This is a genomic window from Pseudomonas sp. PVC-3-1 (assembly GCF_057444315.1).
The window spans coordinates 3842457-3864104 of sequence record NZ_CM172023.1 but is presented as its reverse complement, the minus strand read 5'-3'; the positions used below and the strand labels follow the sequence as shown (position 1 = coordinate 3864104).

Annotated in this window: 21 protein-coding genes; 10 read left to right on the top strand and 11 right to left on the bottom strand. The window is 65.1% G+C overall.

The annotated features are described in order from the left end of the window. Positions 1 to 50: 50 nt before the first annotated feature. Positions 51 to 2777, top strand: a complete 2727-nt coding sequence (locus AC2T4A_RS18075) for a cation-transporting P-type ATPase (protein WP_486741424.1) — start codon at positions 51 to 53, stop codon at positions 2775 to 2777. A 104-nt stretch (positions 2778 to 2881) separates the two neighbouring features. On the opposite strand, the gene AC2T4A_RS18070 is transcribed toward AC2T4A_RS18075, so the two are convergent. Beyond that, positions 2882 to 3121 carry a cytoplasmic protein gene (locus AC2T4A_RS18070; protein WP_416749434.1) on the bottom strand — a complete coding sequence of 80 codons (240 nt, stop codon included), beginning with the start codon at positions 3119 to 3121 and terminating at the stop codon, positions 2882 to 2884. Positions 3122 to 3254: 133 nt separating this feature from the next. Here AC2T4A_RS18070 and AC2T4A_RS18065 point away from each other — a divergent pair, with 133 nt between their 5' ends. Continuing rightward, complete coding sequence (locus tag AC2T4A_RS18065; RefSeq protein ID WP_486741423.1) at positions 3255 to 3953, top strand: MOSC domain-containing protein; 699 nt, start codon at positions 3255 to 3257, stop codon at positions 3951 to 3953. Between the two features lies 1 nt (position 3954). On the opposite strand, the gene AC2T4A_RS18060 is transcribed toward AC2T4A_RS18065, so the two are convergent. Then, the gene (locus tag AC2T4A_RS18060) at positions 3955 to 4905 is read right to left on the bottom strand and encodes a DMT family transporter (protein ID WP_486741422.1); all 951 of its coding nucleotides are present in this window, start codon (positions 4903 to 4905) and stop codon (positions 3955 to 3957) included. Positions 4906 to 5090: 185 nt separating this feature from the next. Between AC2T4A_RS18060 and AC2T4A_RS18055 the strand changes: the two genes are divergently transcribed. Next, complete coding sequence (locus AC2T4A_RS18055; protein ID WP_486741421.1) at positions 5091 to 5948, top strand: LysR substrate-binding domain-containing protein; 858 nt, start codon at positions 5091 to 5093, stop codon at positions 5946 to 5948. Here AC2T4A_RS18055 and AC2T4A_RS18050 read toward each other — a convergent pair. The 4 genes from AC2T4A_RS18050 to AC2T4A_RS18035 all read right to left on the bottom strand — a co-directional run bounded on the left by AC2T4A_RS18050 (position 5919) and on the right by AC2T4A_RS18035 (position 8124). Next, complete coding sequence (locus tag AC2T4A_RS18050) at positions 5919 to 6410, bottom strand: HIT family protein (protein WP_416749425.1); 492 nt, start codon at positions 6408 to 6410, stop codon at positions 5919 to 5921. The two genes, AC2T4A_RS18055 and AC2T4A_RS18050, sit on opposite strands and share 30 nt — an antisense overlap. 73 nt (positions 6411 to 6483) lie before the next feature. Next, on the bottom strand, positions 6484 to 7173 hold the full coding sequence (locus AC2T4A_RS18045; RefSeq protein ID WP_478378763.1) for a class I SAM-dependent methyltransferase: 690 nt from the start codon (positions 7171 to 7173) through the stop codon (positions 6484 to 6486). A gap of 16 nt (positions 7174 to 7189) precedes the next feature. Next, the gene (locus tag AC2T4A_RS18040) at positions 7190 to 7576 is read right to left on the bottom strand and encodes a DUF1360 domain-containing protein (RefSeq protein ID WP_416749420.1); all 387 of its coding nucleotides are present in this window, start codon (positions 7574 to 7576) and stop codon (positions 7190 to 7192) included. A 116-nt stretch (positions 7577 to 7692) separates the two neighbouring features. Beyond that, on the bottom strand, positions 7693 to 8124 hold the full coding sequence (locus AC2T4A_RS18035) for an Rrf2 family transcriptional regulator (RefSeq protein WP_416749418.1): 432 nt from the start codon (positions 8122 to 8124) through the stop codon (positions 7693 to 7695). Positions 8125 to 8267: 143 nt separating this feature from the next. Here AC2T4A_RS18035 and AC2T4A_RS18030 point away from each other — a divergent pair, with 143 nt between their 5' ends. From AC2T4A_RS18030 to AC2T4A_RS18020, 3 genes are all read left to right on the top strand, one after another. Further along, positions 8268 to 8771 (top strand): GNAT family N-acetyltransferase, encoded by a 504-nt coding sequence (locus AC2T4A_RS18030; RefSeq protein ID WP_486741420.1) that lies wholly within the window; start codon positions 8268 to 8270, stop codon positions 8769 to 8771. A 109-nt stretch (positions 8772 to 8880) separates the two neighbouring features. Further along, positions 8881 to 9324, top strand: a complete 444-nt coding sequence (locus AC2T4A_RS18025; protein WP_416749416.1) for a nuclear transport factor 2 family protein — start codon at positions 8881 to 8883, stop codon at positions 9322 to 9324. 58 nt (positions 9325 to 9382) lie between these two features. Further along, positions 9383 to 9895 carry a thioredoxin family protein gene (locus tag AC2T4A_RS18020; protein WP_486741419.1) on the top strand — a complete coding sequence of 171 codons (513 nt, stop codon included), beginning with the start codon at positions 9383 to 9385 and terminating at the stop codon, positions 9893 to 9895. A 276-nt stretch (positions 9896 to 10171) separates the two neighbouring features. On the opposite strand, the gene AC2T4A_RS18015 is transcribed toward AC2T4A_RS18020, so the two are convergent. The 3 genes from AC2T4A_RS18015 to AC2T4A_RS18005 all read right to left on the bottom strand — a co-directional run bounded on the left by AC2T4A_RS18015 (position 10172) and on the right by AC2T4A_RS18005 (position 15332). Next, positions 10172 to 12577 (bottom strand): TonB-dependent siderophore receptor, encoded by a 2406-nt coding sequence (locus tag AC2T4A_RS18015; protein WP_486741418.1) that lies wholly within the window; start codon positions 12575 to 12577, stop codon positions 10172 to 10174. 316 nt (positions 12578 to 12893) lie between these two features. Continuing rightward, a complete protein-coding gene (locus AC2T4A_RS18010; protein ID WP_486741416.1) occupies positions 12894 to 14366 on the bottom strand; it encodes an aldehyde dehydrogenase family protein in 1473 nt (490 codons plus the stop codon). A 216-nt stretch (positions 14367 to 14582) separates the two neighbouring features. Further along, positions 14583 to 15332 (bottom strand): AraC family transcriptional regulator, encoded by a 750-nt coding sequence (locus tag AC2T4A_RS18005; RefSeq protein ID WP_486743694.1) that lies wholly within the window; start codon positions 15330 to 15332, stop codon positions 14583 to 14585. Positions 15333 to 15571: 239 nt separating this feature from the next. Here AC2T4A_RS18005 and AC2T4A_RS18000 point away from each other — a divergent pair, with 239 nt between their 5' ends. From AC2T4A_RS18000 to AC2T4A_RS17990, 3 genes are all read left to right on the top strand, one after another. Beyond that, on the top strand, positions 15572 to 16957 hold the full coding sequence (locus tag AC2T4A_RS18000; RefSeq protein WP_486741415.1) for an NAD(P)/FAD-dependent oxidoreductase: 1386 nt from the start codon (positions 15572 to 15574) through the stop codon (positions 16955 to 16957). 11 nt (positions 16958 to 16968) lie between these two features. Next, positions 16969 to 17328 carry a cupin domain-containing protein gene (locus AC2T4A_RS17995; RefSeq protein ID WP_416749405.1) on the top strand — a complete coding sequence of 120 codons (360 nt, stop codon included), beginning with the start codon at positions 16969 to 16971 and terminating at the stop codon, positions 17326 to 17328. A 362-nt stretch (positions 17329 to 17690) separates the two neighbouring features. Continuing rightward, positions 17691 to 18491 (top strand): lytic transglycosylase domain-containing protein, encoded by an 801-nt coding sequence (locus AC2T4A_RS17990; protein ID WP_486741414.1) that lies wholly within the window; start codon positions 17691 to 17693, stop codon positions 18489 to 18491. Between the two features lie 196 nt (positions 18492 to 18687). Here the strand turns inward: AC2T4A_RS17990 and AC2T4A_RS17985 are convergent, their stop codons facing one another. Further along, positions 18688 to 19392, bottom strand: coding sequence for an MgtC/SapB family protein (locus tag AC2T4A_RS17985; protein ID WP_416749401.1), 705 nt, complete (start codon positions 19390 to 19392; stop codon positions 18688 to 18690). A gap of 345 nt (positions 19393 to 19737) precedes the next feature. Continuing rightward, positions 19738 to 20688, bottom strand: coding sequence for a GlxA family transcriptional regulator (locus AC2T4A_RS17980; protein ID WP_486741413.1), 951 nt, complete (start codon positions 20686 to 20688; stop codon positions 19738 to 19740). Positions 20689 to 20798: 110 nt separating this feature from the next. Here AC2T4A_RS17980 and AC2T4A_RS17975 point away from each other — a divergent pair, with 110 nt between their 5' ends. Then, on the top strand, positions 20799 to 21593 hold the full coding sequence (locus AC2T4A_RS17975) for an alpha/beta fold hydrolase (protein WP_478378754.1): 795 nt from the start codon (positions 20799 to 20801) through the stop codon (positions 21591 to 21593). Positions 21594 to 21648 lie beyond the last annotated feature (55 nt).

The following is a 21648-nucleotide window of genomic DNA, read 5'->3' as shown; positions in this document are numbered from 1 at the left end:
TCCCTGCAGTTAATCACCTTTCCCACTTGGCAGGAGCCGGGAGTCGAAGCATGACTGCACAGCAAACCACTGACGGCAAACCGCAAAGCACCGAACCGAAAAGCACCGGCTGGTACCGCAAGAGCGTCGACCAGACCATGGCCGATCTGCAGACCAGCGCGGAAGGCCTCTCCCCCGACGACGCCGAGGCGCGACTATTGCGCGTCGGTCCCAACGCACTGCCGGCCAAGGAGATCGACCCGCTCTGGCTGGGCTTCGCCCGGCACTTCAACGACGTGCTGATCTACATCCTCCTGGCCGCTGCGGTCGCCACCGCGCTGATGGGGCACTGGACCGACACCATCGTCATCCTGCTGGTGGCGGTGATCAACGCGGGCATCGGCTTCTTCCAGGAGAACAAGGCGGAGAAATCCCTCGCAGCCCTGCGCGGCATGCTCAGCAGCACCGCCCACGTGGTGCGCAACGGCAAGAAGATCGAGCTGGACGCCAGCCAGCTGGTACCCGGCGACATCGTCATCCTGCGCCCTGGCGACAAGATTCCCGCCGACGTGCGCCTGTTCGACGTGCATCACCTGCAGGTCGAAGAGTCCATGCTCACCGGTGAGTCGCTCACCGTCGGCAAGCACGCCGACGCACTGGACAAGGAAGCGCTGCTGGCCGACCGCACCAACCTCGGCTTCTCCGGCACCAACGTCAGCGCCGGCAACGCCCGCGGCGTGGTGATCGAGACCGGCGGCAATACCGAACTGGGCCGCATCAACAAGCTGATCGCCAACGTCGACGAAAGCGAAACCCCGTTGCTGCGGCAGATCGCCGAGCTGGGCAAACGCATCTTTCAGTTGATCATCGGCATGATGGTGGCGCTGTTCATCATCGGCTTCTTCTGGCACGACTACCCCTTCGGCGAGCTGCTGCTGTCGCTGATCAGCCTGGCCGTGGCCTCGGTGCCCGAGGGCCTGCCGGCCATCGTCTCGATCATCCTGTCCCTGGGCGTGCAGCGCATGGCGCAGAACAAGGCGATCATCCGCAAGCTGCCGACCGTGGAAACCCTGGGCGCCATGAGCGTGATCTGCTCGGACAAGACTGGCACCCTGACCATGAACGAGATGACCGTGAAGAACGTGCTGCTCGCCAACGGCATCTATGCAGTGGAGGGCCAGAGCTACGAGCCCAAGGGCCGCATCACCTTCGGCAGCACCAGCGATGAACTGGACTGGTCGCAACACGCTGCGCTGCAAGCCTTCATCCGCGCGGTGGACATCTGCAACGACAGCAGCCTGCAACAGGGTGACGAAGGCCGCTGGGGCGTGGTCGGCGGCCCGACCGAGGGCGCGCTGAAAGTGCTGGCGCGCAAGGCGGACCTGCCGGAGATCGAGTTCCACAAGTTCGGCAAGATCCCCTTCGACTCCGCCTACAAGTACATGGCGCGGCGCTGCGATGTCGCCGGGCAGAACCTGATCTACCTTAAGGGCGCGCCCGACGTGCTGCTGCGCATGTGCCAACAGCAACTCGGCGCCAACGGCGTGGAGCCGCTGGACCGCGAGTATTGGGAGCGCGAGATGAGCTTCATCGCCGGGCAAGGCCTGCGCATGCTCGCCGCCGCCTACAAGCCGGTACAGCCCGATGACGGCGTGATCGACCATGAGGACGTGCAGGACGGCATGATCTTCCTCGGCGTCGCCGGCCTGCTCGACCCGCCGCGTCCCGAGGCCATCGAGGCCATCGCGCTGTGCAAGCGCGCCGGCATCCAGGTGAAGATGATCACCGGCGACCATCCGGACACCGCCGTCGCCATCGCCGGCATGCTCGGCATGGGCAACGACCTGCGCGCCATGACCGGCCAGGAACTGGAGCAGGCCGACGACACCCAACTGAAATCCCTCGCCATGCAGTACTCGGTATTCGCCCGCACCAGCCCCGAGCACAAGCTGCGCCTGGTGCGCGCGCTGCAGGCCAACGAGGAAGTGGTCGGCATGACCGGCGACGGGGTCAACGACGCGCCAGCGCTGAAACAGGCCGATGTCGGCATCGCCATGGGCATCAAGGGCACCGAGGTGACCAAGGAAGCCGCCGACATGGTGCTCACTGACGACAACTTCTCCACCATTGCCGGCGCCGTGCGCGAGGGCCGCCGGGTCTACGACAACCTGAAGAAGACCGTGCTGTTCATCCTGCCGACCAACATGGCCCAGGGCCTGCTGATCGTCATGGCGATCCTCGCCGGCGCGGTGATTCCGCTGGCGCCGCTGCAGATCCTCTGGATGAACATGGCGACCTCCACCACCCTGTCCTTCGCCCTGGCCTTCGAGCCTGGCGAGCCGGGGATGATGCGCCGGCCGCCGCGCAACGCGAAGGAGTCGATTCTCAACGGCTTCGCCGTCTGGCGGGTGCTCTACGTGGGCGGCCTGCTCACCGCAGCGGCCTTCCTGCTGGAAGCCTGGATGGTCAGCAACGGCCAGGACACCGACCACATCCGCACCATGATCCTGCACACCCTGGTCACCGCACAGTGGGCCTACCTGTTCAACTGCCGGTTGCAGGAAGAGTTCTCGCTGAACATGGCGCTGCTGCGTAATGGCGCCCTGCTCACCGTGACCCTGGCGCTGATCCTGCTGCAGTGCTTCGTGATCTACGTGCCCTTCATGCAGACCGCCTTCCACACCGTCGCCCTGCCCTTCAGCGGCTGGCTGATCTCGCTCGGCATCGGCATCGCAGTGTTCTTCGCAGTGGAGCTGGAGAAGCTGGTGATCCGCCGCTGGAAAGCCTCGCGCAGTTGATGCGCTTTTCGTAGGAGCGAGCTTGCTCGCGAACAACCCCAAAGCCCCTCCCTCGCCGGAGGGGCTTGTTGTTTGTGCCGAAAAGTTCGCGAGCAAGCTCGCTCCTACAGGTCGCTCAGCGCCAGCGGTCGAAACAGCGGCTCGCTGGCCAGCACCTTGATGCCTGTGGGAGAACTCTCCAGCAGGCGACGCTCACTGTCGGCCACCATCAGCTCGAGGCCGTAACCCAGCTCGCCCAGGCAACAGGCGATGCTGGCCACGGCCTCCTTCGCCCAGGGCAGATCGGAATCGAAATGGCCGAGCAACTGGCCATGGCGCTGGATGATCAGGCGGTACTTCTGCATGGAAGGCACTCACTGGGGAACGGGATAAGGAAGCTTTGGTATCGAATCGAAACATTGACACAACCTACCGTTATGACGGATTTTGTCCATATAGTTTTTGGTCGATACCATTTCCAAGTACGAGAATCTCATCATGAGCCTGCCCGCCATTTCCCTCGACTCCCTCCTCACTGGCCACGCGGTGCCTTTCACTCGCCCCGGTTCGCGCAGCGCCATCGCCAAGCAGCCTCGCCAGGTCACCCTGGCGGTAACGACGCTGGGCCTGGAAAGCGACGAGCAAGGCGACTTGCGCGTGCACGGCGGGGTGGAGAAAGCCATCCACCATTACCCCCGCGAGCACTACGCGTCCTGGGCCACCGAGTTGGGTGAGCACCCGCTGCTCCGCGAGCCCGGCGCCTTCGGCGAGAACTTCAGTACCACTGGCTGGACGGAAGCCAATCTTTGCCTGGGCGACCGCATCCGCGCTGGCACGGCCCTGCTGGAGGTATCCCAGGGGCGCATGCCCTGCTGGAAACTCAACGACCGCTTCGACGTCGCGCAGATGGCCCTGCGGGTGCAGGAATCCGGGCGCACCGGCTGGTATTACCGCGTGCTGGAGGAAGGTACGGTGGCCGTCGGGGCGATACTGGAACTGGTCGAGCGGCCCCATGCCGCGTGGACGCTGCAACGGCTCTGCGCCGTGTTGTTCGACAAGCGCATGGACGCCGATATCCTGCGCGAATGCCTGGAACTGCCGCTGCCGCCGAACTGGCGCCGCACGCTGTCGCGGCGCCTGGAGAGCGGCGCAGTGGAAGACTGGAGCCCGCGTCTGCAAGGCAGCCCGAAGGCCTGACTCAGGACTCCACCGCGCGCGCCGGGAACTCTGCCGGCGCACGGTGCAGGCCGATAGCCCAGAGCACGCCACCGGTCAGCAGGACAATGGCCAGCGCTTCCACCGGGCCGGGCAACCGCTGCTCGTTGATATAGGCATAGGCGCAGGCGAACAGCGTTTCGAAGACGATCAGCTGGCCACCGAGGCTCATCGGCAGGCGGCGCGTCGCAGCGTTCCACAGACCGTTGGCGACCCAGGAGCCGAACACGGCGAGGAACAGCGACACCCAGAGGAATACCATCCAGCGCTCCGACGAAATCCCCGTCGGGACCGCCTGCGGCGCGATCAGCATACCGACGCCAGCCAGTACCACAGCCATCACACCGGTGACTACGCCGATCAGGGTCGACCACTCGTGGCTGTTGAAATGGCTTGCCTTCAGGTAGCGCGCATTGGCCGTGGCGTACCAGGACCAGCAGACTACCGCGGAGAAGCCGCAGACGATGCCGAGGATGCGCTCGCCCGGCGTACTGCCGGCGGCCATCAGCGCCGACGTATCGAGATTGATACAGAGGATGCCCAGCGCGACCAGCGCCAGCGGCATCTTCATCCGCGACAGCGGCAGCGAGTCCTGCTCCGAACGGCTGCGGTAGCTGATCGCCAGCGGCATGATGCCGTTGATCAGCGAGGCCGCCGCCACCCCGGCGAACTGCACCGCCGCCGAGAGCAATGCGAAGTACAGCAGGTTGCCGGCCAGGGACAGGCGAATCAGCATCGACAGGTCCTCGCGGCTGACCCGGCGCAGCAGACCGAGGGCCACCGGCAAGGCGATCAGCAGCGAGATGGCACCATACAGCGCGAAACGTACGGAACTGATCAGCAGCGGGTTGAACTCCGGCACCAGCGACGGAGCGAGAATCACCCCGCCCCAGATTGCCCCTGCCATGCCTGCGTATACCACCCCGCGTTTCATTTCCCACAACCTCTGAACAGCCCCAAAAGAGCCGCCACGGTAGCGGTTGTGGTAGGTTCTGACCAAGGATAAATCCGCACCAAGGCATTCCCACCAGGAATGCCTCAGCCTTTTACCGGAGAGCCGTCATCAGCCGCTACCTGCGCACCCTGCCCCCCCTGGAAACCCTCATCACCTTCGAGGCCGTGGGCCGCTATGGCAGCTTCACCCAGGCTGCCACCGAACTGTTTCTCACCCAGAGTGCGGTGAGCAAACAGATGCGCGCGCTGGAAGATAGCCTCAAAGTGCCGCTGTTCGAGCGCAAGCCGCGCGGTGTCACCCTCACTGCCGCTGGCGCGGAGCTGCTGACTACCGTGGACATGCTCCTGGACCGCCTGCAACACAGCGTGCGGCGCATCCGCAACGTGCACCAGAGCAACGCCGTGTCGGTGCTGGCAACCCATGCGATGGCGCAGTTCTGGCTGTTTCCCAAGCTGATCGAGTTCAACAAGGCGCATCCCGGCATCGCCGTGCACGTGCATGCGATCAATGAGATGGACGAAGCCAGCCTGGTGGATTTCGACCTCGGCATCCTCTACGGCACCGGCGACTGGACCACGCTGAACAGCCGCTTCGTGCTGCCGGAAGTGGTCTACCCCGTCGCCCGGCCGGATTTCGACGCTTCCCGCATCATCACCCTCGACCAACTCGCCGCCGCCCCGCTGGTGCAGCTGGACACCTCGGCCTGGAGCTGCCTGGACTGGCACGACTGGTTCGGTCACTTTGGCAAGGACTACCAGCCAGCGGAAAGCGACCCGGTGTTCAACCAGCTCACCCTCGCCTACCGCGCCGTGCAGCAGGGTATGGGCATCGGCCTGGCCTGGGGCTTCATGGCGGACGAAGCCGTGAGCAATGGCGAGATGCAACGGGTGACGGACCTGGCCATGGTCACCGAGCGCGGCGAATACCTCGTGTCCCTGCGCCATCGCCATCTGTCACCGGCGGCGCAGCTGTTCCATGACTGGTTGCTGGGATCACTGGGACTGGAGAAAACGACCGCGTAGCAACTCGACCACCTGCTCGATCGATGGCCCCTGCACCGCTGGCGGCACGGGGGCTTCGCCGAACTCGCGCCAGATGAACAGGCTCAGCTCGGCGCCATCAGTCTGGGTGGCGGCATCTTCGACATGGGCGAACTGGCTCAACGAGCGATAGCGTTCGTCAGCCCAGAACAGTTCCTCCACCCAGGCGTACACCGGGATGAAATGGAAGTGGATGGGGAATCCCGGCGAATGCCCAAAACGACCGATGTACAGCCATTTGGGTTGCAGGGCCTCTTCGAGGATGCACTGGACTTTCGCCATCAAGACACCCATTTCCGCGAGCGCGGCGTCCGGCAGGTCGGCCAGGGACTCTACCGGCTGCCGAGACCCGAGCATCAGGTAGCCCGGCAAGGCGGACGCCAGATGGTGATTGAGCAGCCAATGCTCGGTCTGGTGGATGACGTGGGAGGAAGGAATCTGCATCGACTGGCGTCCAGCGTAAAACGGGTCGCCAGCCTAGCAGACTGAACCGGTGATACCGCTCCTGAGCGAGCCCTCAGGCGAGCGCGACCCAGCCGCGGAAGGCGAAGCCGACGTAGAAGACTTCGATACGGCTGAAACCGGCCTCCCAGAGCAGCGCTTCGTCCTGCTCGGGGGTGAGGATGTTCAGGTGCGTATCCACGGCGCTGCGGGCCTGCTGCGCTGTGGTCGGTTCCATGCCCGCGCTGACAGAGAAATCCGCGTAGCGCGACAGCCAGCGCGCCCGCTCACCAGCGCCTTGCGGTACACACAAATGCGCCATGACGAAGGCCGCGCCGGGCTTGAGCCGAGAGTGGATCTCGCGCAGCACGCGCAGGCGCTCCGATTCAGGCAGAAAATGCAGGGTCAGCAGACAGGCGCCACCGTCGAAGGGGCCCGGCGCTGCGTCGTCGATGTAGCCCTGCAGCAGGTCGACTCGCCGGGAGTTCGGCCCGAGCATCTGCGCCGCCACCGCGAGCATCTCGGCGGAAGGATCGACGCCGGTGAAGCGCCAGGCCGGCTGCGCCTCGGCGAAGGCTTGCAGCTCCATGCCGCCGCCCGCGCCAAGCACCAGCAGGTGGCCGTCGTGCGGCGCCTGCTCGGCCAGCAGGATCGCCGCCATGCGGTGCAGATCGAACAGACCGGGAACGAAGCGCGGCGGGTTTTCCGCGTAGCGCGCGGCGGCCTCGGGGTCGTGGAACGGGGCCATCAGTTCGGAGTGCTTCATGCAGATTCCTTTCCGGTCACTCGCTGGCTAACAGCTTCTTCAGCTCCCGCTCGCTCACGGCCTTGGCCATTGCGGTGAGGAACACCTTGAACAGCAGCCCGCAGAACATCGCCGTCAGCGCGATGGTGAAGAAGGTCGCCACCAGCCAGTCGACTGGCGCCCAGCCACTGGCGATCACTACCGGACGGTAGACCAGGGTGCCGGCGATCACCACCCAGTGGCTGAAGCAGTAGAAGCACTGGAACAAATGGCCGACCTGCGGATGGATTCTCCAGGCCAGCGCGCGCAGGGGCGCAAAGAGTTCGGTCTGGGTGACGGTCATGGACAGCGCGGAGGCGGCAATCGCCAGGGCAAGACAGGTCCACAGCGCGCCGGCTAGCGGCGCGCTCAAAAGATCGATCATGGAAGGGTTCCTGTGAAGATGAGTCGGGGCTTCGAATCTTTCGTTACTTTTAAAGTAGCTTGATTTGACACACAGGGTCAACGCCGATCATCGACCGGCATTTCAGCCAGCAACCATCAGTGGTTTTTCGGGTAGAGCGCGGTGAAGCGTTCGGCGAGATCGGCCAGGGACACGGCACCCAGTCGCTCCAGGAGGATGGCGGTAGCCTGCTCCATGGCGTCCTGCAGTGCGGCGTTGACCACCTTTTCCACCAGGCAGTCCGGGTGCACGTTGTCGAAGCCCATGGCGAACAGGCGCTCGCTGCCCACGGCGCGGTAGACGTCCAGCAACGTCACCTGGGCCAGATCGCAGTCCAGCGTCCAGCCACCGCCGTGCCCCTTCTCCGAGCGCACGTAGCCGGCCTCGCGCAGGCCGCCCATGGTCCGCCGCACCACGGCCGGGTTGGTGCCGAGCATCTGGGCGATGCGCTCGGAGGTCACGGGCTGGTCGTCGCGGGCCATGTGCAGCAGCACGTGGAGCATGCGCGAAAGGCGGCTGTCGGTTCGCACGGCAGGGTCTCGAAAAAGAATGCGGCTGCATCATCGCACCCGCCCCGGCGCGGTTCAAACCCGTCTGCCACTGGCATTGCCGCGGGAATGGGCGACAATGGCGGTCATCCATCCTCTTCCGCCTCGCCGCGAGCCTCCCGACCATGAACGATCTGTCCATCCAGCTGGTGCAGACCGGCCCTGAACACCAGGACCTGATCCGCAACCTCTACCAGTACTACGCCTACGAGTCGTCGGACTGGGAAGATGAGGACGTGGAGGTCGACGGCCGTTTCTACATCCACGAGGAGCACCTGGCGCGCTACTGGAGCGAGCCGGAGTGGAGCGCCAACTTGATCCTCGCCGACGGCTTCATCGCCGGCTTCCTGTTGGTGGAGGGCAGCGAGCTGCCGGGTATCGACGCGCTGGAGCTGTCGGACCTTTTCGTGCTGAAGAAGTACCGTCGCATGGGGATTGGCCGCGCCCTGGCCAACCAGGTGCTGCTGGGCAACCCCGGTCCGTGGCTGGTGCGCTTCTATGCCCAGGACGAGGTGGCAGCGGCCTTCTGGCAGGCCGTGTTCGCCGACCTGCCACGCCCGGTGCAAAGCATCGAGCCGGGCGACGACCCGCAACTGGTGAGCTACCTGATCAGCCCGGCAACGCACTGAAAGCGCTGTACGCCAGGATCAGTCTTCTGTCATTTCCGATCATTGAGCCAGCCGCCGGCCCGGCCGTATCGTCCTGAATGAACAACAAGAACTCTCAGGAGGTATTCCCGTGACCGCACTGAACCTGCACCCCCACGCCGCTGCTTCGCTGGCCAGCTGGCACCAGATGGTGGCCGCCAAGAACCTGTCCAACCTGCCTCAACTGCTGGCATCCAACGCGGTGTTCCGCTCGCCCATGGCGCACTCGCCCTACCCCGGCGCGCCGGTGGTCTCGACCATCCTCAACACCGTGCTGCAGGTGTTCGAGAACTTCACCTACCACCGCGAGCTCGCCACCGGCGATGGCCTGAACGTGGTGCTGGAGTTCAGTGCGACGGTGAATGGCAAGGACCTCAAGGGCATCGACATGATCCGCTTCGACGAGAGCGGCAAGATCATCGAATTCGAGGTCATGGTCCGCCCGCTCAGCGGCCTGCAGGCCCTGGGCGAGGAAATGGGCCGCCGCCTGGCGCCCTACCTGGCGGCAGCCAAGGCGCAGACCGCCAAGAGCTGATTGCCCGCCACGGGGATTTCTGCTGGGATGAGCCATCACCCGTTTCAAGGAAATCCCCATGGCCTCCTATGAGGAACTCTTCTCCATCGGCGAGGGCTTCGACGCCTTCGTCGCCCACGGCCTGCCCGGCGAGATCGCCGGCGTGCGCAAGGTCCAGCAGTTGCTGGCAGAGCCCGGCACGGTCAGCGCCAACACCCTGCAGCGTATCGAGGCCATCCAGGGCCGCTACCGCCTGCTGATCGCCGGCGAGATGTGGTGCCCGGACTGCCAGATCAACGTCACCGTGATGGACCACCTGCAGCGCCTGCAACCGCGCGTGGAACTGGCGGTGATCACCAAGGGGCGCGCCGAAGATGACCTGCGCGAACGCATGGAGCTGGATCGCATCCTGATTCCGGTGGTGCTGGTGCTCGACAGCGACTTCCTGCCGGTGGGCCGCTTCATCGAACGGCCGCTGGACGTGGTGGCGGGTGGTGATGCGCTCAAGCCCGCCTACCGTGCGGGCGAGTATCTGGAGAGCACGCTGGGCGATCTGCTCGATCTGTTCGAGAGAGCCGAAGGCCGCGCCTGAGGCGCAAGGTGGTGAACCTGTAGGAGCGAGCCTGCTCGCGAACCGCCCAACGTCAGATACGCAGGGCGCATAACCTGGAACAGGTTATCCGCCGGCACTTCGCGGCGGATAACGCTGGCGCGTTATACGCCCTACGGGCTGAACCTGTAGGAGCGAGCTTGCTCGCGAACCGCCCCATACCGGAGTCACCGGCAGATTGTTCGCGAGCAAGCTCGCTCCTACAAACAACAAAAAAGCCCCGCGATGCGGGGCTTTTTATCGTTCAGGCCAGGCGGATCACATCGAGTACTTCACCGTGAACATCAGGTTGCGCGGCTCACCGTAGTTCAGGTTGCCGAAGCTGATGCCGCTGTAATAGTACTTGTCGAAGATGTTGTTGAAGTTCACCCGCGTGTCGATGTTCTCGTTGACCTTGTAGCCGAGCATGGCGTTGGTCACCGTGTAGCCCCCCTGCTGGAAGCCGGTGCTGGTGTCCTCGGTCTGGCTCTGGGTCACGAGGTTGCCCCCGACACGCCATTTGTGCAGTTCGCCCGGCAGGTTGTAGCTGGTGGCGAGCTTGAACAGGTGGCGCGGCTTGGTCGGGTCGAAGGGTTTGCCGACGTTATCCTCGTTGCTGTCGTGCTTGTACTTGGCGTCGACGTAGGTGTAACCCACCATGGCCTGCCAGTTCTCGGTCAGCGCGCCGCTCACTTCCATGTCCACGCCCTGGCTACGGACCTTGCCCGAGGCACGGGAGCAGTACATGGAGGTCGGCGAACTGGGGCACGGCGAGGGGCCACTGGTGTCGTCGGTGGCGCGGTTTTCCTGGTCGATCTGGAACAGCGCGATCTGAGTGTTCAGCGTGCCGCCGAAGTGCTCACCCTTCAGGCCAATCTCGTAGTTCTTGCCGGTGATCGGGTCGAGCAGACTGCCGCTGGCGTCGAAGTTGCTCTGCGGCTTGAAGATGTCGGTGTAGCTGGCATAGACCGAATACACATCGTTCAGGTCATAGACCACGCCGGCGTAACGGGTGACGTTGCGGGTGACCTTCTGGGTGCCAGTCTCGTTGTGCGGGTCGGCTTCGTACCAGTCCAGGCGGCCGCCGAGAATCACCTTGAGCGGGTCGGCGATGTTCAGGCGGGTGGTGACGTAGGCGCCCTTCTGCTCCTGGTCGAGCTTCATGCCCCACAGGTTCATGTCGATGTCCGGCTTGGCCACCGAGGACGGGTCCCATTTGGTCGGGTCGAACGGGGTGACCGGCGAGCCGTCCTTGTAGTACAGGTCGCCCCAGCCGCCGTGGCCATCGAAGCGCTCTTCGCGGTAGCTGCCGCCGAATACCAGTTCGTGCTCACGGCCGAAGGCCTGGAACGGCCCGTTGGCGAAGGCGTCGTAGCTCTGGTGGTCGTCGGTGTAGGAATACTGGCCCGGCCCCTGGATCATGGTCGGGCAGCCTTCGGTGTAGTAGCAGCTGTTGTACAGGCCCAGCATCTCGATGCGCGCCCACAGCTTGTCGGCGGCGACCTTCATCTGCCAGCCGTTGTCGAAACGGTGCACCACGTCGCCAAACAGGTGAGTGGTGGTGGTATCCCAGTAGGACCAGTCGGCGCCGTAGTAGTCGGAGCGCTTGAGGTCCAGGTGGCGACCGCCGAGCGGCGCCGGCAGGCCCACCCAGTTGTCGTTCTTGTTGTCGTTCTGGTAGGACGCACCCAGGGTCAGGGTGGTGTCCGGGTTCAGGTCCGCTTCGGTGATGCCGTAGAGCACACCGCGCTCGCCGCTGACCACATCCTGGAAGCTGTCACGGGTCTCATAGGCAGCCACCGCGCGACCGCGCAGGGTACCTTCGCTGTTCAGCGGGCCGGACACATCAACCTGGCTGCGATAGCGGTCCCAGGTGCCGGCGCTGCCTTCCAGGCTCATGTGGAAGTCCTGGGTCGGACGCTTGCGCACCATGTTGACGGCGGCGGCCGGGTTGCCCGCGCCCTGCATCAGGCCGGTGGCGCCGCGCACCACTTCGACGCGGTCGAACATCGCCAGATCGGCAGCGGAGATCACGTCCTGGGTGTAGGTAGAGATGCTGGTGGCCAGGCCGTCGTACATGATGTTGTCGACGTCAAAGCCGCGCGCCGCGTAGCTCACGCGGGCCGGGCCATACTGTTGCACGGTCATGCCGGTGACGCCGCGGATCGCATCGTCCAGGTCCTGCATGTTCTGGTCTTCCATCTGCTGGCGGGTGACCACGCTGACCGACTGCGGCGTCTCTCGGACGGTCATGTTCAGCTTGGTGGAAGTCTGCATCACGCCCGTGGTGTAGGAGCCGGTGCCTTCGGTGGTACCCGGCGCCACGCTGGCGGCGCCGACGATCTCGGTAGCGCCCAGGTCGACGCTGTCGTTGCCCGACGCGCCGCTGTGTGCGGTGCCACTGATCTGTGCGCGGTTGCCGTCGACAGTGCCCTGCAGGCCGCTGTCCGCCAGCAGACGATCCAGTGCCTCACTCGGCTCCATGCTGCCCTTGAGTGCCGGCGCGCCAACCTTGGCGACCTGGGCACGATCATAGGAAATCCGCATTCCAGTGGCGGATTGCAGTTGCTCCAGGGAAGCGGCCAGGGGCTGCTTGGGCAGGTCGATGGCCACGGGGGCGGCGACCGCGGAGAGAGCAAAGGTGGAGAGACTGAGCAGGAGAGCGCCCGAGGCTACATCTTTCATCTGCTGGAGGATCCTTCGGTACGAGGTTTGCGCTCTGTCGGCGCAATGACTCGGGTTGGCGAATGCCGGCGCGGTGGAACGCTGGCGGGGAGCCGAAGTGTATGCAGATGTAAATTCTTTGTAAATGCGAATTGTTTGTATCTTTAATCTTACCAGCCCACCCTTCGCGACGCCGACGCCTCCTTCAAAAAGCCGCACCGTGGTTGGATACAGCGTAGGAGCGGACCCTTCCCGCGATGGCTTCGCCCAGTGCGCTGACCTTCGCGGCGAATCGATCGTGAGTCCGCTCCTACCTAAACGCCCTCCGCTCCCGGAATTACTTGATGTACCAACCCCACGGCTGGTCGCTGAGGTACTCGGTGACCTGCTTGGTCTCCAGGTAGTTGTCCAGGCCCCACACGCCCAGTTCGCGGCCGATGCCGCTCTGCTTGTAACCGCCCCACGGCGCCTGGGTGAAGGTCGGTTGCGAGCAGTTGACCCAGACGATGCCGGCGCGCAGGCCACGGCTCACTCGCTGGCAACGCGCCGGGTCGGCGGACATCACCGCCCCCGCCAAGCCGAACTGGCTGTCGTTGGCCAGGCGCAGTGCCTCGGCTTCGTCCTTGAAGCGACGCACGGCGAGCACCGGGCCGAAGATTTCCTCGCGCCACACGGCGCTTTCCAGTGGCGCGTCGATGAACACCGTCGGCTCGACGAACCAGCCCTTCTCGCGGTGTGCCGGGCGCTTGCCGCCGGTGACAAGTCTGGCGCCATCACGCACACCAGCTTCGATGGCCTGCAGTACCTTGGCGTGTTGCCCGGCGCTGACCAGCGGGCCGAGCAGCACGCCCGGTTCCAGGCCGTTGCCGATGGTGATGCGACGGGCCTCCTCCACCAGGCGCTCGATCAGACGGTCGTGCAGGCCGTCCTGCACCAGCAGGCGCGAGGTGGCGCTGCACACCTGGCCCTGGTTCCAGAAAATACCAAAGAGAATCCATTCCACGGCCGCCTCGACATCCGCGTCATCGAAGACGATGAATGCCGACTTGCCGCCCAGCTCCAGGCTGACATTCTTGATGTCCTGGGCTGCCGCCTGCATGATCGCGCGCCCGGTCGGCACGCTGCCGGTGAAGGCCAGCTTGTCCACGCCCGGATGCGACGAGAGCGGGGAGCCGGCATCGCGGCCCAGGCCGGTTACCACGTTGAGCACGCCCTTCGGCAGGCCGACCGCATCCGCGGCGGCAGCCAGTTCCAGGGAGGTCAGCGGCGTCAGCTCCGAAGGCTTGAGTACGGCGGTGCAGCCTGCGGCCAGCGCCGGTGCGACCTTCCACGAGGCCATCAACAGCGGGTAGTTCCACGGGATGATCTGCCCCGCTACGCCGACCGGCTCGCGCAGCACGCGGCAGGCAAAACGCTCGTCGGGCAGCGCGACCACTTCACCTTCGTCATTCAACCCTTCAGCCAGCTCGGCGTAATAGTCGAAGCAGCCGATGGCATCGTCGATGTCCCACTGCGCCTCGGGCAGCGGCTTGCCGTTGTCCTGGACTTCCAGGCGCGCCAGGTCCTCGCGGCGGCCTCGCAGGTTGTCGGCAATGGCGCGCAGGTAACCGGCGCGCTCCTTGCCCGTGCTAAGGCCCCACTCGCCTTCATCGAAAGCCCGGCGCGCGGACTGCACAGCGCGATCAACGTCCTCGCCGGTGGCAGCGGCAACTTCGGTCAGCACCGCTTCGCTGGAGGGTTCATACACCTCGAAGCGCCCGCCTTTCGCGGGAGCCTGCCACTGGCCGTCGATATAGAGCTGGTCGCGCATGCGAAGGTCTCCTGAGTTTGTTGGAATGCTTGTGGGGCGAGCATAGGGAAATGGCCGCTGGATTGATAACGCGGGCGCCCTGCATGCGGGCACGCGCGGAGCGGCCCCGAAACGTTGTAGGGGCTGCCTTGTAGGAGCGAGCTCGCTCGCGAACCGCCCAGCTGCGGAGCCGAGGGGAAGATCCGTTCGCGAGCAAGCTCGCTCCTACAAGGTTCGTCATTGCGACGACGAAGCGGCTCGCTGTTCAAGATATGCCTTGGGCGACAGTCCCGTCTCCTCACGGAAGCAGCGGTAGAAGGTGGACAGCGAGCGGAACCCGGCCGCCCGCGCCAGTTCGTCGATGCGCGTGACGCTGGTGGCGCCGTCCAGCTGGCCGAGCAGGTGGCGCAGGCGCAACTGGTTCAGGTACTGGTAGAAGCTCAGGCCCAGCACCTGGTTGAGGAAGTAGGAAATCTGGTTGCGCGTATAGCCGGTGGCCGCCGCCACCTGGGGCATGTCCAGGTCGGGGTTGAGGAACGGCCGGTTCTGCTGGAAGTACTGCTGGATGTCGCCGCCCAGCTGGCTCAGTTGCCGCGCGGAAAGCCCCAGGCGGCTACCGGCCATGCGCGGTTGCGGCTCATTGGCAGGCTTTTGCGCCTGACCGACCAACGCGGCGTGCTCGTTGACCCGGATAATCCGACCATTGCGTACGGTGTAGGCCTCAGTGGTGCGGAACGACACCAGCCCCTGGGTGCCGCGCAGGGTCACCTGGTACTGCAGGAAAGCGGTGTCGCCGTCCACCCGCAGACGGTCGGTGTAGACCTGCGACTCGTCCCCCGCCGCGGGCATGCTGGTCTGCAGGTATTCGCGCAGCTCGCCCGGCACAATCCGACGCCCCTGGAAGAAGTCGTTGTACTCCACTTGCGGATCGAACAGCGCCATCAGCGCCTCGATGTCATGGCGACGCCACGCCTGGTGATAACGCATGACCACGGCGTGAGTAGCGGCGCTGGCCGGGTCGGGCTGATGGGTCGTGCCTTCGAGCGTGGCACTCCAGCCCTGTTCTTCGCTCATTGTTTTCCCCTGCCGGCCGAGGCCGGCTGCTCCTGCTCCGGGCGTGCCCGCAAAAAGCGGCGGACCGTATGCCTGGCTCCCGGAAGCGATTACAAAACCCGGACGCGGCCCGAAGACCGCTCCTTCTTCCGACATTCTGCCGGAGTTTTCCGATGATATCCGCCCTTCTTGCGCACGCCACTCCCCGCCCTTTCTGGCTCGACACCCTCGATCCCGCTCCCGCCGCACCGGCGCTGGAAGCAGATCGCCGCTTCGACCTGGTAGTGGTCGGCGGCGGTTTCACCGGTCTCTGGACCGCCCTGCACGCCCGCCAGCGCTGGCCCGGCGCGAGCATCGCGGTGGTCGAGGCGCGCCGCTGCGGCGGTGAGGCCAGCGGGCGCAACGGCGGCTTCTGCGCACCGAGTATTTCCCACGGCGTAGGCAACGCCCTGCGCCGCTGGCCGGAAGAAGCCGAAACCCTGGTGCGCCTGGGGCGCCAGAACCTCGACGAGTTCGAGGCGGACCTGAAGCGCTTTGGCATGAGCGTGGAGTTCGAACGATGCGGCAAGCTGAGCGTCGCCATGCAGCCCTGGCAGGCCGATGGCCTGCGCGGCATGCAGCGTAACTACCAGCGTTTCGGCATTGACTGCGAATGGCTCGAAGGTGCGGAACTGGCGCAGAAACTGGACTCGCCAATGTACAAGGCCGGCGTGTTTGAGCCCAACTATGCGCTGCTCAATCCGGCGAAGATGGCCGCCGAGCTGCGTCGCGTGTGCCTGGAGCAAGGCGTTGAGCTGTACGAGAACACTCCCGTGCACGAGTTGCACCAGCGCGGCGACCGCCTGATGCTGCGCTGCGACCGTGGCGAACTGGAGGCCGGGCAGATAGCCCTGGCGACCAACATCGCAGCGCCGCTGCTCGGCCACCTGAATTCCAGCGTGATCCCGGTGTACGACTACTCCCTGGTCACCCAGCCGCTCACCGATGATCAGCTGCGCGCCATCGGCTGGGTCGACCGCTACGGCATTGCCGATGCCGGCAACCAGTTCCACTACCTGCGCAAGACTGCCGACAACCGCATTCTCTGGGCCGGCTTCGACGCCATCTACCACTTCGGCAGCCGCCGCGATGAAGCCCTGACCCAGCGCCCGGAAAGCTTCCAGCGCCTGGCCGAACAGTTCCGCGAAGCCTTCCCCCAACTCGGCCCGGTGGAGTTCAGCCATGCCTGGGGCGGCATCATCGACACATCCGCGCGCACCACACTGTTCACCGGCTGCGTGCTCGGCGGACGGGTTGCCTATGCACTGGGCTTCACCGGCCAGGGCGTGTCGGCCAGCCGCTTTGCCGCGCTGAACATGCTTGACCAACTGAGCGGCGAACGCACCGAACGCACCGAGCTGCGCATGACCTCGCAGAAGCCTTTCCCCTTCCCGCCCGAACCGCTGCGTTACCTCGGCGTACGCCTGGCCCAGCGCTCGCTGGCCAAGGAAGACCGCACCGGACGCCGCGACCTGCTGCTCAAGACCTTCGATGCCTTCGGCATCGGTTTCGATTCCTGATGGAGAACTTCATGTCCACCCTGCCTCGCCACGTCATCGACTTCGCCAACCCCGAACTTGCCCCGCAAGAGCGCGAGATCAACGACCCGGCCATCGTTGATGCGCCCTACCAGAGCCGCAGCTGGCGGCACTTCGCGGCGCCGGAGAAAAACGCCATCGCCGGCATCTGGGAGGCCGGCGTGCACCTGGAACGCTGCGAGTGCGACTACGACGAGCTGTGCCACATCCTCGAGGGCACTGTGCGCCTGACCGACGCCGACGGCGTGGCCAAGACCTTCGGGCCGGGGGATTCCTTCGTGGTCGCGGCAGGCTTCAAGGGCACCTGGGAAAACCTAACGCCGGTACGCAAGGTGTACTTCATTCTCGGCTGAGTTCAGCTTTGCGCTGGTTCGCGAGCAAATTCGCTCCTGCATCCGACCTGTAGGAGCGAGCTTGCTCGCGAACGAGTCCTCCACCAGCCTAACCGGCAAGCTGCCGTCGATGCCTGCCTTCTCACGAGTTCAGGCAGGCGCATGTGGCGGCGCCGGCTTCCGGAGCCTGCGCCAGGTTCAGGGATGCCGGCAGGCCGTACGTCAACTCGAATTCCAGGTTCAGTGGCAAGCGCTATAACTACCGGAACGAAACGGCAGGTCGCTCAGGAACAACCCTGCAGCGATGGCCCCTGTTGGCGTTTCTTCCCAGCACGGATCAGGTTCTTTGAACCTGATCGGCGCCCGTGGCGCGGAGCGGTGTGATGAGTTCCAAGGTATGGCGATGGACTCGCAGGAGTCTTCCTGGCTGCATCGGGCTGGCGTTGCTGATCGCCCCGCTTTACGCCAGCGCCCAGTTCAAGTGCCAGACCCGCGACGGCACTGTCAGCCGTTCCAACCCTGCCATCAGCGGCGCACGCTGCACCCAGCAGACTGGCAAGACAGGTGCCGCCGCCCGATCGAAGGCCACGCCCATACTCGAGCGAAACGACACTCCGGGCGCAGAGCGGATTCGGGTGTACACCTTCGTCCACAAGGGCGTTCGGCAATACGTGAGCCGACGCCCCGTCGGGATTACCGCGCGGGTCGATATCATCGAGGTGAACTACATCAAGGGCTGCTACCTGTGCCGGATGCCAAAGGATTTCAGGGTCGCCTCGCTGCCCTTGGACACCCGATCCTATCGACGGGAGATCGAAGCCGCATCGATCTCCTATGGCGTCGACAGGGCACTGGTGCGCGCGGTGATTCATGCCGAATCGGCGTTTCGCCCAGACGCGATCTCCCTGGCCGGCGCCCAGGGGCTGATGCAGTTGATGCCCGAGACCGCCGAGCGCTTCAGCGTCAACGATCCGTTCGACGCGCGGCAGAACATTCGCGGTGGCGTGCGCTATCTGGCGTGGCTGCTCAAGCGTTTCAACGGTAACCAGACGCTGGCGTTGGCGGGCTACAACGCCGGCGAGATGACCGTGGACAAGTACAACGGCGTACCGCCCTACGAGGAGACGCAAACCTATGTCTCCCGCGTGCAGTCCCTGACCGAGCGCTATCGCAACAATCGCTGATCCGTACGCATCACTGCAGGAGCGAGCCTGTTCGCGCGCCCAACCAATGCCGGCCATGCCGGCTCATCGCGGGCGGAGTCCGCTCCTACGCGAGGTCATGCGACGGAGCCAACCCTGCAGGAGCGAGCTTGCTCGCGAACAGCCCAGGCGTCGCTGCCAAAGCGGTTCGCGAGCAAGCTCGCTCCTACAAAAGAGCTCAGTCGCTGGCCAGCTCGAACAGCTGCCAGCGCACCGAGCTGACGCCTTTCTCCAGGCTGATGCGGCTGACCATGCGTTCCAGCTGGCCGGCGGCGCCGTGGCCGCCGAGCAGCTCGGCGCGCACTTCCAGTTTCGCCGGGTTGGCCTGGTCCTCGCTGTGCAGTGATTGCAGGCGCAGTTCGCTGCTGTCCAGGCTGTGCAGCATCAGGCTGCGCACCTGGATTTCGTCCTCTGCACGGCAGACGATGGCGACGCCATAGCGCTGCTCCGCCTCGCTGGCCGGCAGTACGTCCTGATGATTGATGCGCTGGGCAATGTCACGCAGCAGAATGTTGGCGCACAGCACCACCACGCTGCCCAGCGCCGCCTCCAGCAACAGCCCCATGCTGCACAGCACACCGATGGCGGCGGTACACCAGAGTGTGGCGGCGGTGTTCAGGCCGCGCACGTTCAGGCCATCACGCATGATCACGCCACCACCCAGGAAGCCGATGCCGGAGACCACGTAGGCGGCGATGCGCGGCGCATCCGCCGAGAGCCCCGGCATGGCCTGGGTCATCAGCACGAACAGGCAAGCGCCAGTGCTGACCAGCGCGTTGGTGCGCAGGCCGGTAAGGCGCTGGCGCAGCTGGCGTTCGGCGCCGATCAGGGCGCCGAGGATGAGTGCCGCGGCGACCCGCAGCAGGAAGATTTTCCAATCCATGTTCCACCTCGTTTGCGGCGCACAGCCGCTCCATGCGCCGGGCGATGCCGGCGCGCATTCGGGTGATGGATTGCGAGGGAGCGAAGGGTCGGTTGGCCCCGCAGGGGAATGGTGAGACGTCATCCCGTGGCGGGATGCGTATCGCCACTGTCCGCAACGCAGCGAGACAGTGGCAGGGTTCTGCCGGACGGCTCGCTGTTCAGACCTGTCGCAATCGACCAGGGCAAGTGTCCAAGGCAGGACTCCTTCGTAGATTCAAAAAAAGCGACCGGACCCGGTGTGAGCACTGCCCGGGACAGCTCCGGCCGCGAGTCGTCATCATCCCAGGCTTGCCTTAAGGAATGCTTATGAGCCGCTACGCCAGCGCGCCGGGGTGGTGCCGGCCCGCGCCTTGAACAGTCGAACGAAGAAACTGACGTTCTCGTAGCCGACCTCGGCGGCGATCTCGCGCACCGACAGCGAAGTCGCCAGCAGCAGCTTCTTCGCCTTGTCGATGCGCACCTGCTGCAGGTACAGGTTCGGCGGCAATCGGGTTGCCTCGCTGAAGCGGCGCTTGAAGGTCCGCTGGCTGACGCCGGCCTGGCGCGCCATGCGCTCGATTGTCAGCGGTTCGGCGTAGTGGCTTTCGATCCAGTCCTGCACCCGCAGCACGGTGTCGTCGCAATGGTTGCGATGGCCCGGCAGGATCGGACCGAGACGGTGCGGGTCCGCCACCAGCAGGTGAGTGGCGCAGAGTTGGGCAAAGCGGTCGCCGCGGTCGCGGGCGAGCACGTCCAGCAGGGCGTCGAAACAGCCATTGAGCGAACCGGTACTGTACAACCCGCCCTCCTCCAGGAAGGATTCCCGCGCCACGAAGCGGCACGCCGGATAGCGCTTGCCCAGTTGCCGGACGAAGGCCCAGTGTGTGGCCAGCAGCCCGCCATCCAGGCGCCCACTCGCCGCCAGCCATGCAGCGCCGGTGGTCAGCGCCAGCACCCGCGCGCCGGCATCGATGCGCTCGCCCAACCATTCCAGCACTCGTGCATCGGGCACGAAGCTGGTCAGGCGCGGCCCCTCGATGGCCGGCAGGACAATCAGCGAGGCCGCCCCGGCGTCCGCCAGCGAAGACTCCGCCGTAATGACGTGGCCACCCGCGGCCAACACCGGCGCGCCATCGACAGCCACCAGCCGCACCGCGAAGGACTGCTCGACGCCCAGGTGCTGCTCCAGCAACGCCGCAATGCGGAAGAAGTCCGCGGCGGAAAACAGCCCCATCGCCCAGCAGCCCTCATAGGCCAGAATCGCTACCTGCTTCATTCATTCCCCTGGCCCGATCGGACTATGCATGCGCCCTTCTGAACATCGCCGCGGGCCCCTGGCCGGAATACTATGACCGAACCCACCGCGAGTCAGTACAGGAGAGCGTCATGTCGTTGCCCGTCAGCCCCCGGGAACACTGGATCAGCAGCGAAAAGGGCCAGTTGTTCGCCCAGGACTGGACGCCCGCCGAAACCACCGGCGAGCCGATCCTGCTGCTGCATGATTCACTGGGCTGCGTGACGCTGTGGCGCGACTTCCCGGAACAGCTTGCGCGCTCTACCGGTCGCCAGGTAATCGCCTACGATCGCCTCGGCTTCGGTCGCTCGGATCGCTATCCCGGCGCCCTGCCCCTGAACTTCATCGACGATGAGGCACGTACCTTCCTCCCCTTGCTGCAACAGCACTTCGGCTTCGAGCGTTGCGTGGTGTTCGGCCACAGCGTCGGCGGCGCCATGGCTGTGGCGTGCGTGGCACTGCATCCGCAGGCATGCGCCGCGCTGATCACCGAGTCGGCCCAGGCCTTCGTCGAACACCGGACCCGAGACGGCATCCGTGCCGCGGAGATGGAATTTGCCCGCGAGGGGCAGTTGGAACGCCTGCAGAAGTACCACGGCGACAAGGCCTTCTGGGTGCTGCGCGCGTGGGTCGACACCTGGTTGTCCGACGACTTCAGCGACTGGAATCTGGATGCCGAACTGGCGCAGGTGAAATGCCCGATCCTCAGCCTGCACGGCGAGCAGGACGAGTACGGGTCGGCCGCACATCCGCAACGCTTCACCTCGGTGCCCGGCGTACCGACGATGCTCAGGCTGCTGCCCGACTGCGGCCACGTTCCGCACCGCGAGCAACAGGCGGAGGTGTTGCTCGCGGTGGCCGAGTTCCTTCAGCGGTATCTGTCCTAGGCCCCGGTATTCGTGGGCTGCAGGGTTTACCGTCTGGCTGGAAAAATGAATCTAA

What these genes read in the sequence shown, in the direction of transcription:
- AC2T4A_RS18020 (WP_486741419.1), top strand. Translation starts at nt 9,383, where the DNA reads ATGGCCTCCTATGAGGAACTCTTCTCCATCGGCGAGGGCTTCGACGCC.
- AC2T4A_RS17985 (WP_416749401.1), bottom strand. Translation starts at nt 19,392, where the DNA reads ATGGATTGGAAAATCTTCCTGCTGCGGGTCGCCGCGGCACTCATCCTC.
- AC2T4A_RS18030 (WP_486741420.1), top strand. Translation starts at nt 8,268, where the DNA reads ATGAACGATCTGTCCATCCAGCTGGTGCAGACCGGCCCTGAACACCAG.
- AC2T4A_RS17975 (WP_478378754.1), top strand. Translation starts at nt 20,799, where the DNA reads ATGTCGTTGCCCGTCAGCCCCCGGGAACACTGGATCAGCAGCGAAAAG.
- AC2T4A_RS18070 (WP_416749434.1), bottom strand. Translation starts at nt 3,121, where the DNA reads ATGCAGAAGTACCGCCTGATCATCCAGCGCCATGGCCAGTTGCTCGGC.
- AC2T4A_RS18005 (WP_486743694.1), bottom strand. Translation starts at nt 15,332, where the DNA reads ATGCGTTATCACCAGGCGTGGCGTCGCCATGACATCGAGGCGCTGATG.
- AC2T4A_RS17980 (WP_486741413.1), bottom strand. Translation starts at nt 20,688, where the DNA reads ATGAAGCAGGTAGCGATTCTGGCCTATGAGGGCTGCTGGGCGATGGGG.
- AC2T4A_RS18010 (WP_486741416.1), bottom strand. Translation starts at nt 14,366, where the DNA reads ATGCGCGACCAGCTCTATATCGACGGCCAGTGGCAGGCTCCCGCGAAA.
- AC2T4A_RS17995 (WP_416749405.1), top strand. Translation starts at nt 16,969, where the DNA reads ATGTCCACCCTGCCTCGCCACGTCATCGACTTCGCCAACCCCGAACTT.
- AC2T4A_RS18065 (WP_486741423.1), top strand. Translation starts at nt 3,255, where the DNA reads ATGAGCCTGCCCGCCATTTCCCTCGACTCCCTCCTCACTGGCCACGCG.
- AC2T4A_RS18075 (WP_486741424.1), top strand. Translation starts at nt 51, where the DNA reads ATGACTGCACAGCAAACCACTGACGGCAAACCGCAAAGCACCGAACCG.
- AC2T4A_RS18040 (WP_416749420.1), bottom strand. Translation starts at nt 7,576, where the DNA reads ATGATCGATCTTTTGAGCGCGCCGCTAGCCGGCGCGCTGTGGACCTGT.
- AC2T4A_RS18000 (WP_486741415.1), top strand. Translation starts at nt 15,572, where the DNA reads ATGATATCCGCCCTTCTTGCGCACGCCACTCCCCGCCCTTTCTGGCTC.
- AC2T4A_RS18060 (WP_486741422.1), bottom strand. Translation starts at nt 4,905, where the DNA reads ATGAAACGCGGGGTGGTATACGCAGGCATGGCAGGGGCAATCTGGGGC.
- AC2T4A_RS18045 (WP_478378763.1), bottom strand. Translation starts at nt 7,173, where the DNA reads ATGAAGCACTCCGAACTGATGGCCCCGTTCCACGACCCCGAGGCCGCC.
- AC2T4A_RS17990 (WP_486741414.1), top strand. Translation starts at nt 17,691, where the DNA reads ATGAGTTCCAAGGTATGGCGATGGACTCGCAGGAGTCTTCCTGGCTGC.
- AC2T4A_RS18015 (WP_486741418.1), bottom strand. Translation starts at nt 12,577, where the DNA reads ATGAAAGATGTAGCCTCGGGCGCTCTCCTGCTCAGTCTCTCCACCTTT.
- AC2T4A_RS18050 (WP_416749425.1), bottom strand. Translation starts at nt 6,410, where the DNA reads ATGCAGATTCCTTCCTCCCACGTCATCCACCAGACCGAGCATTGGCTG.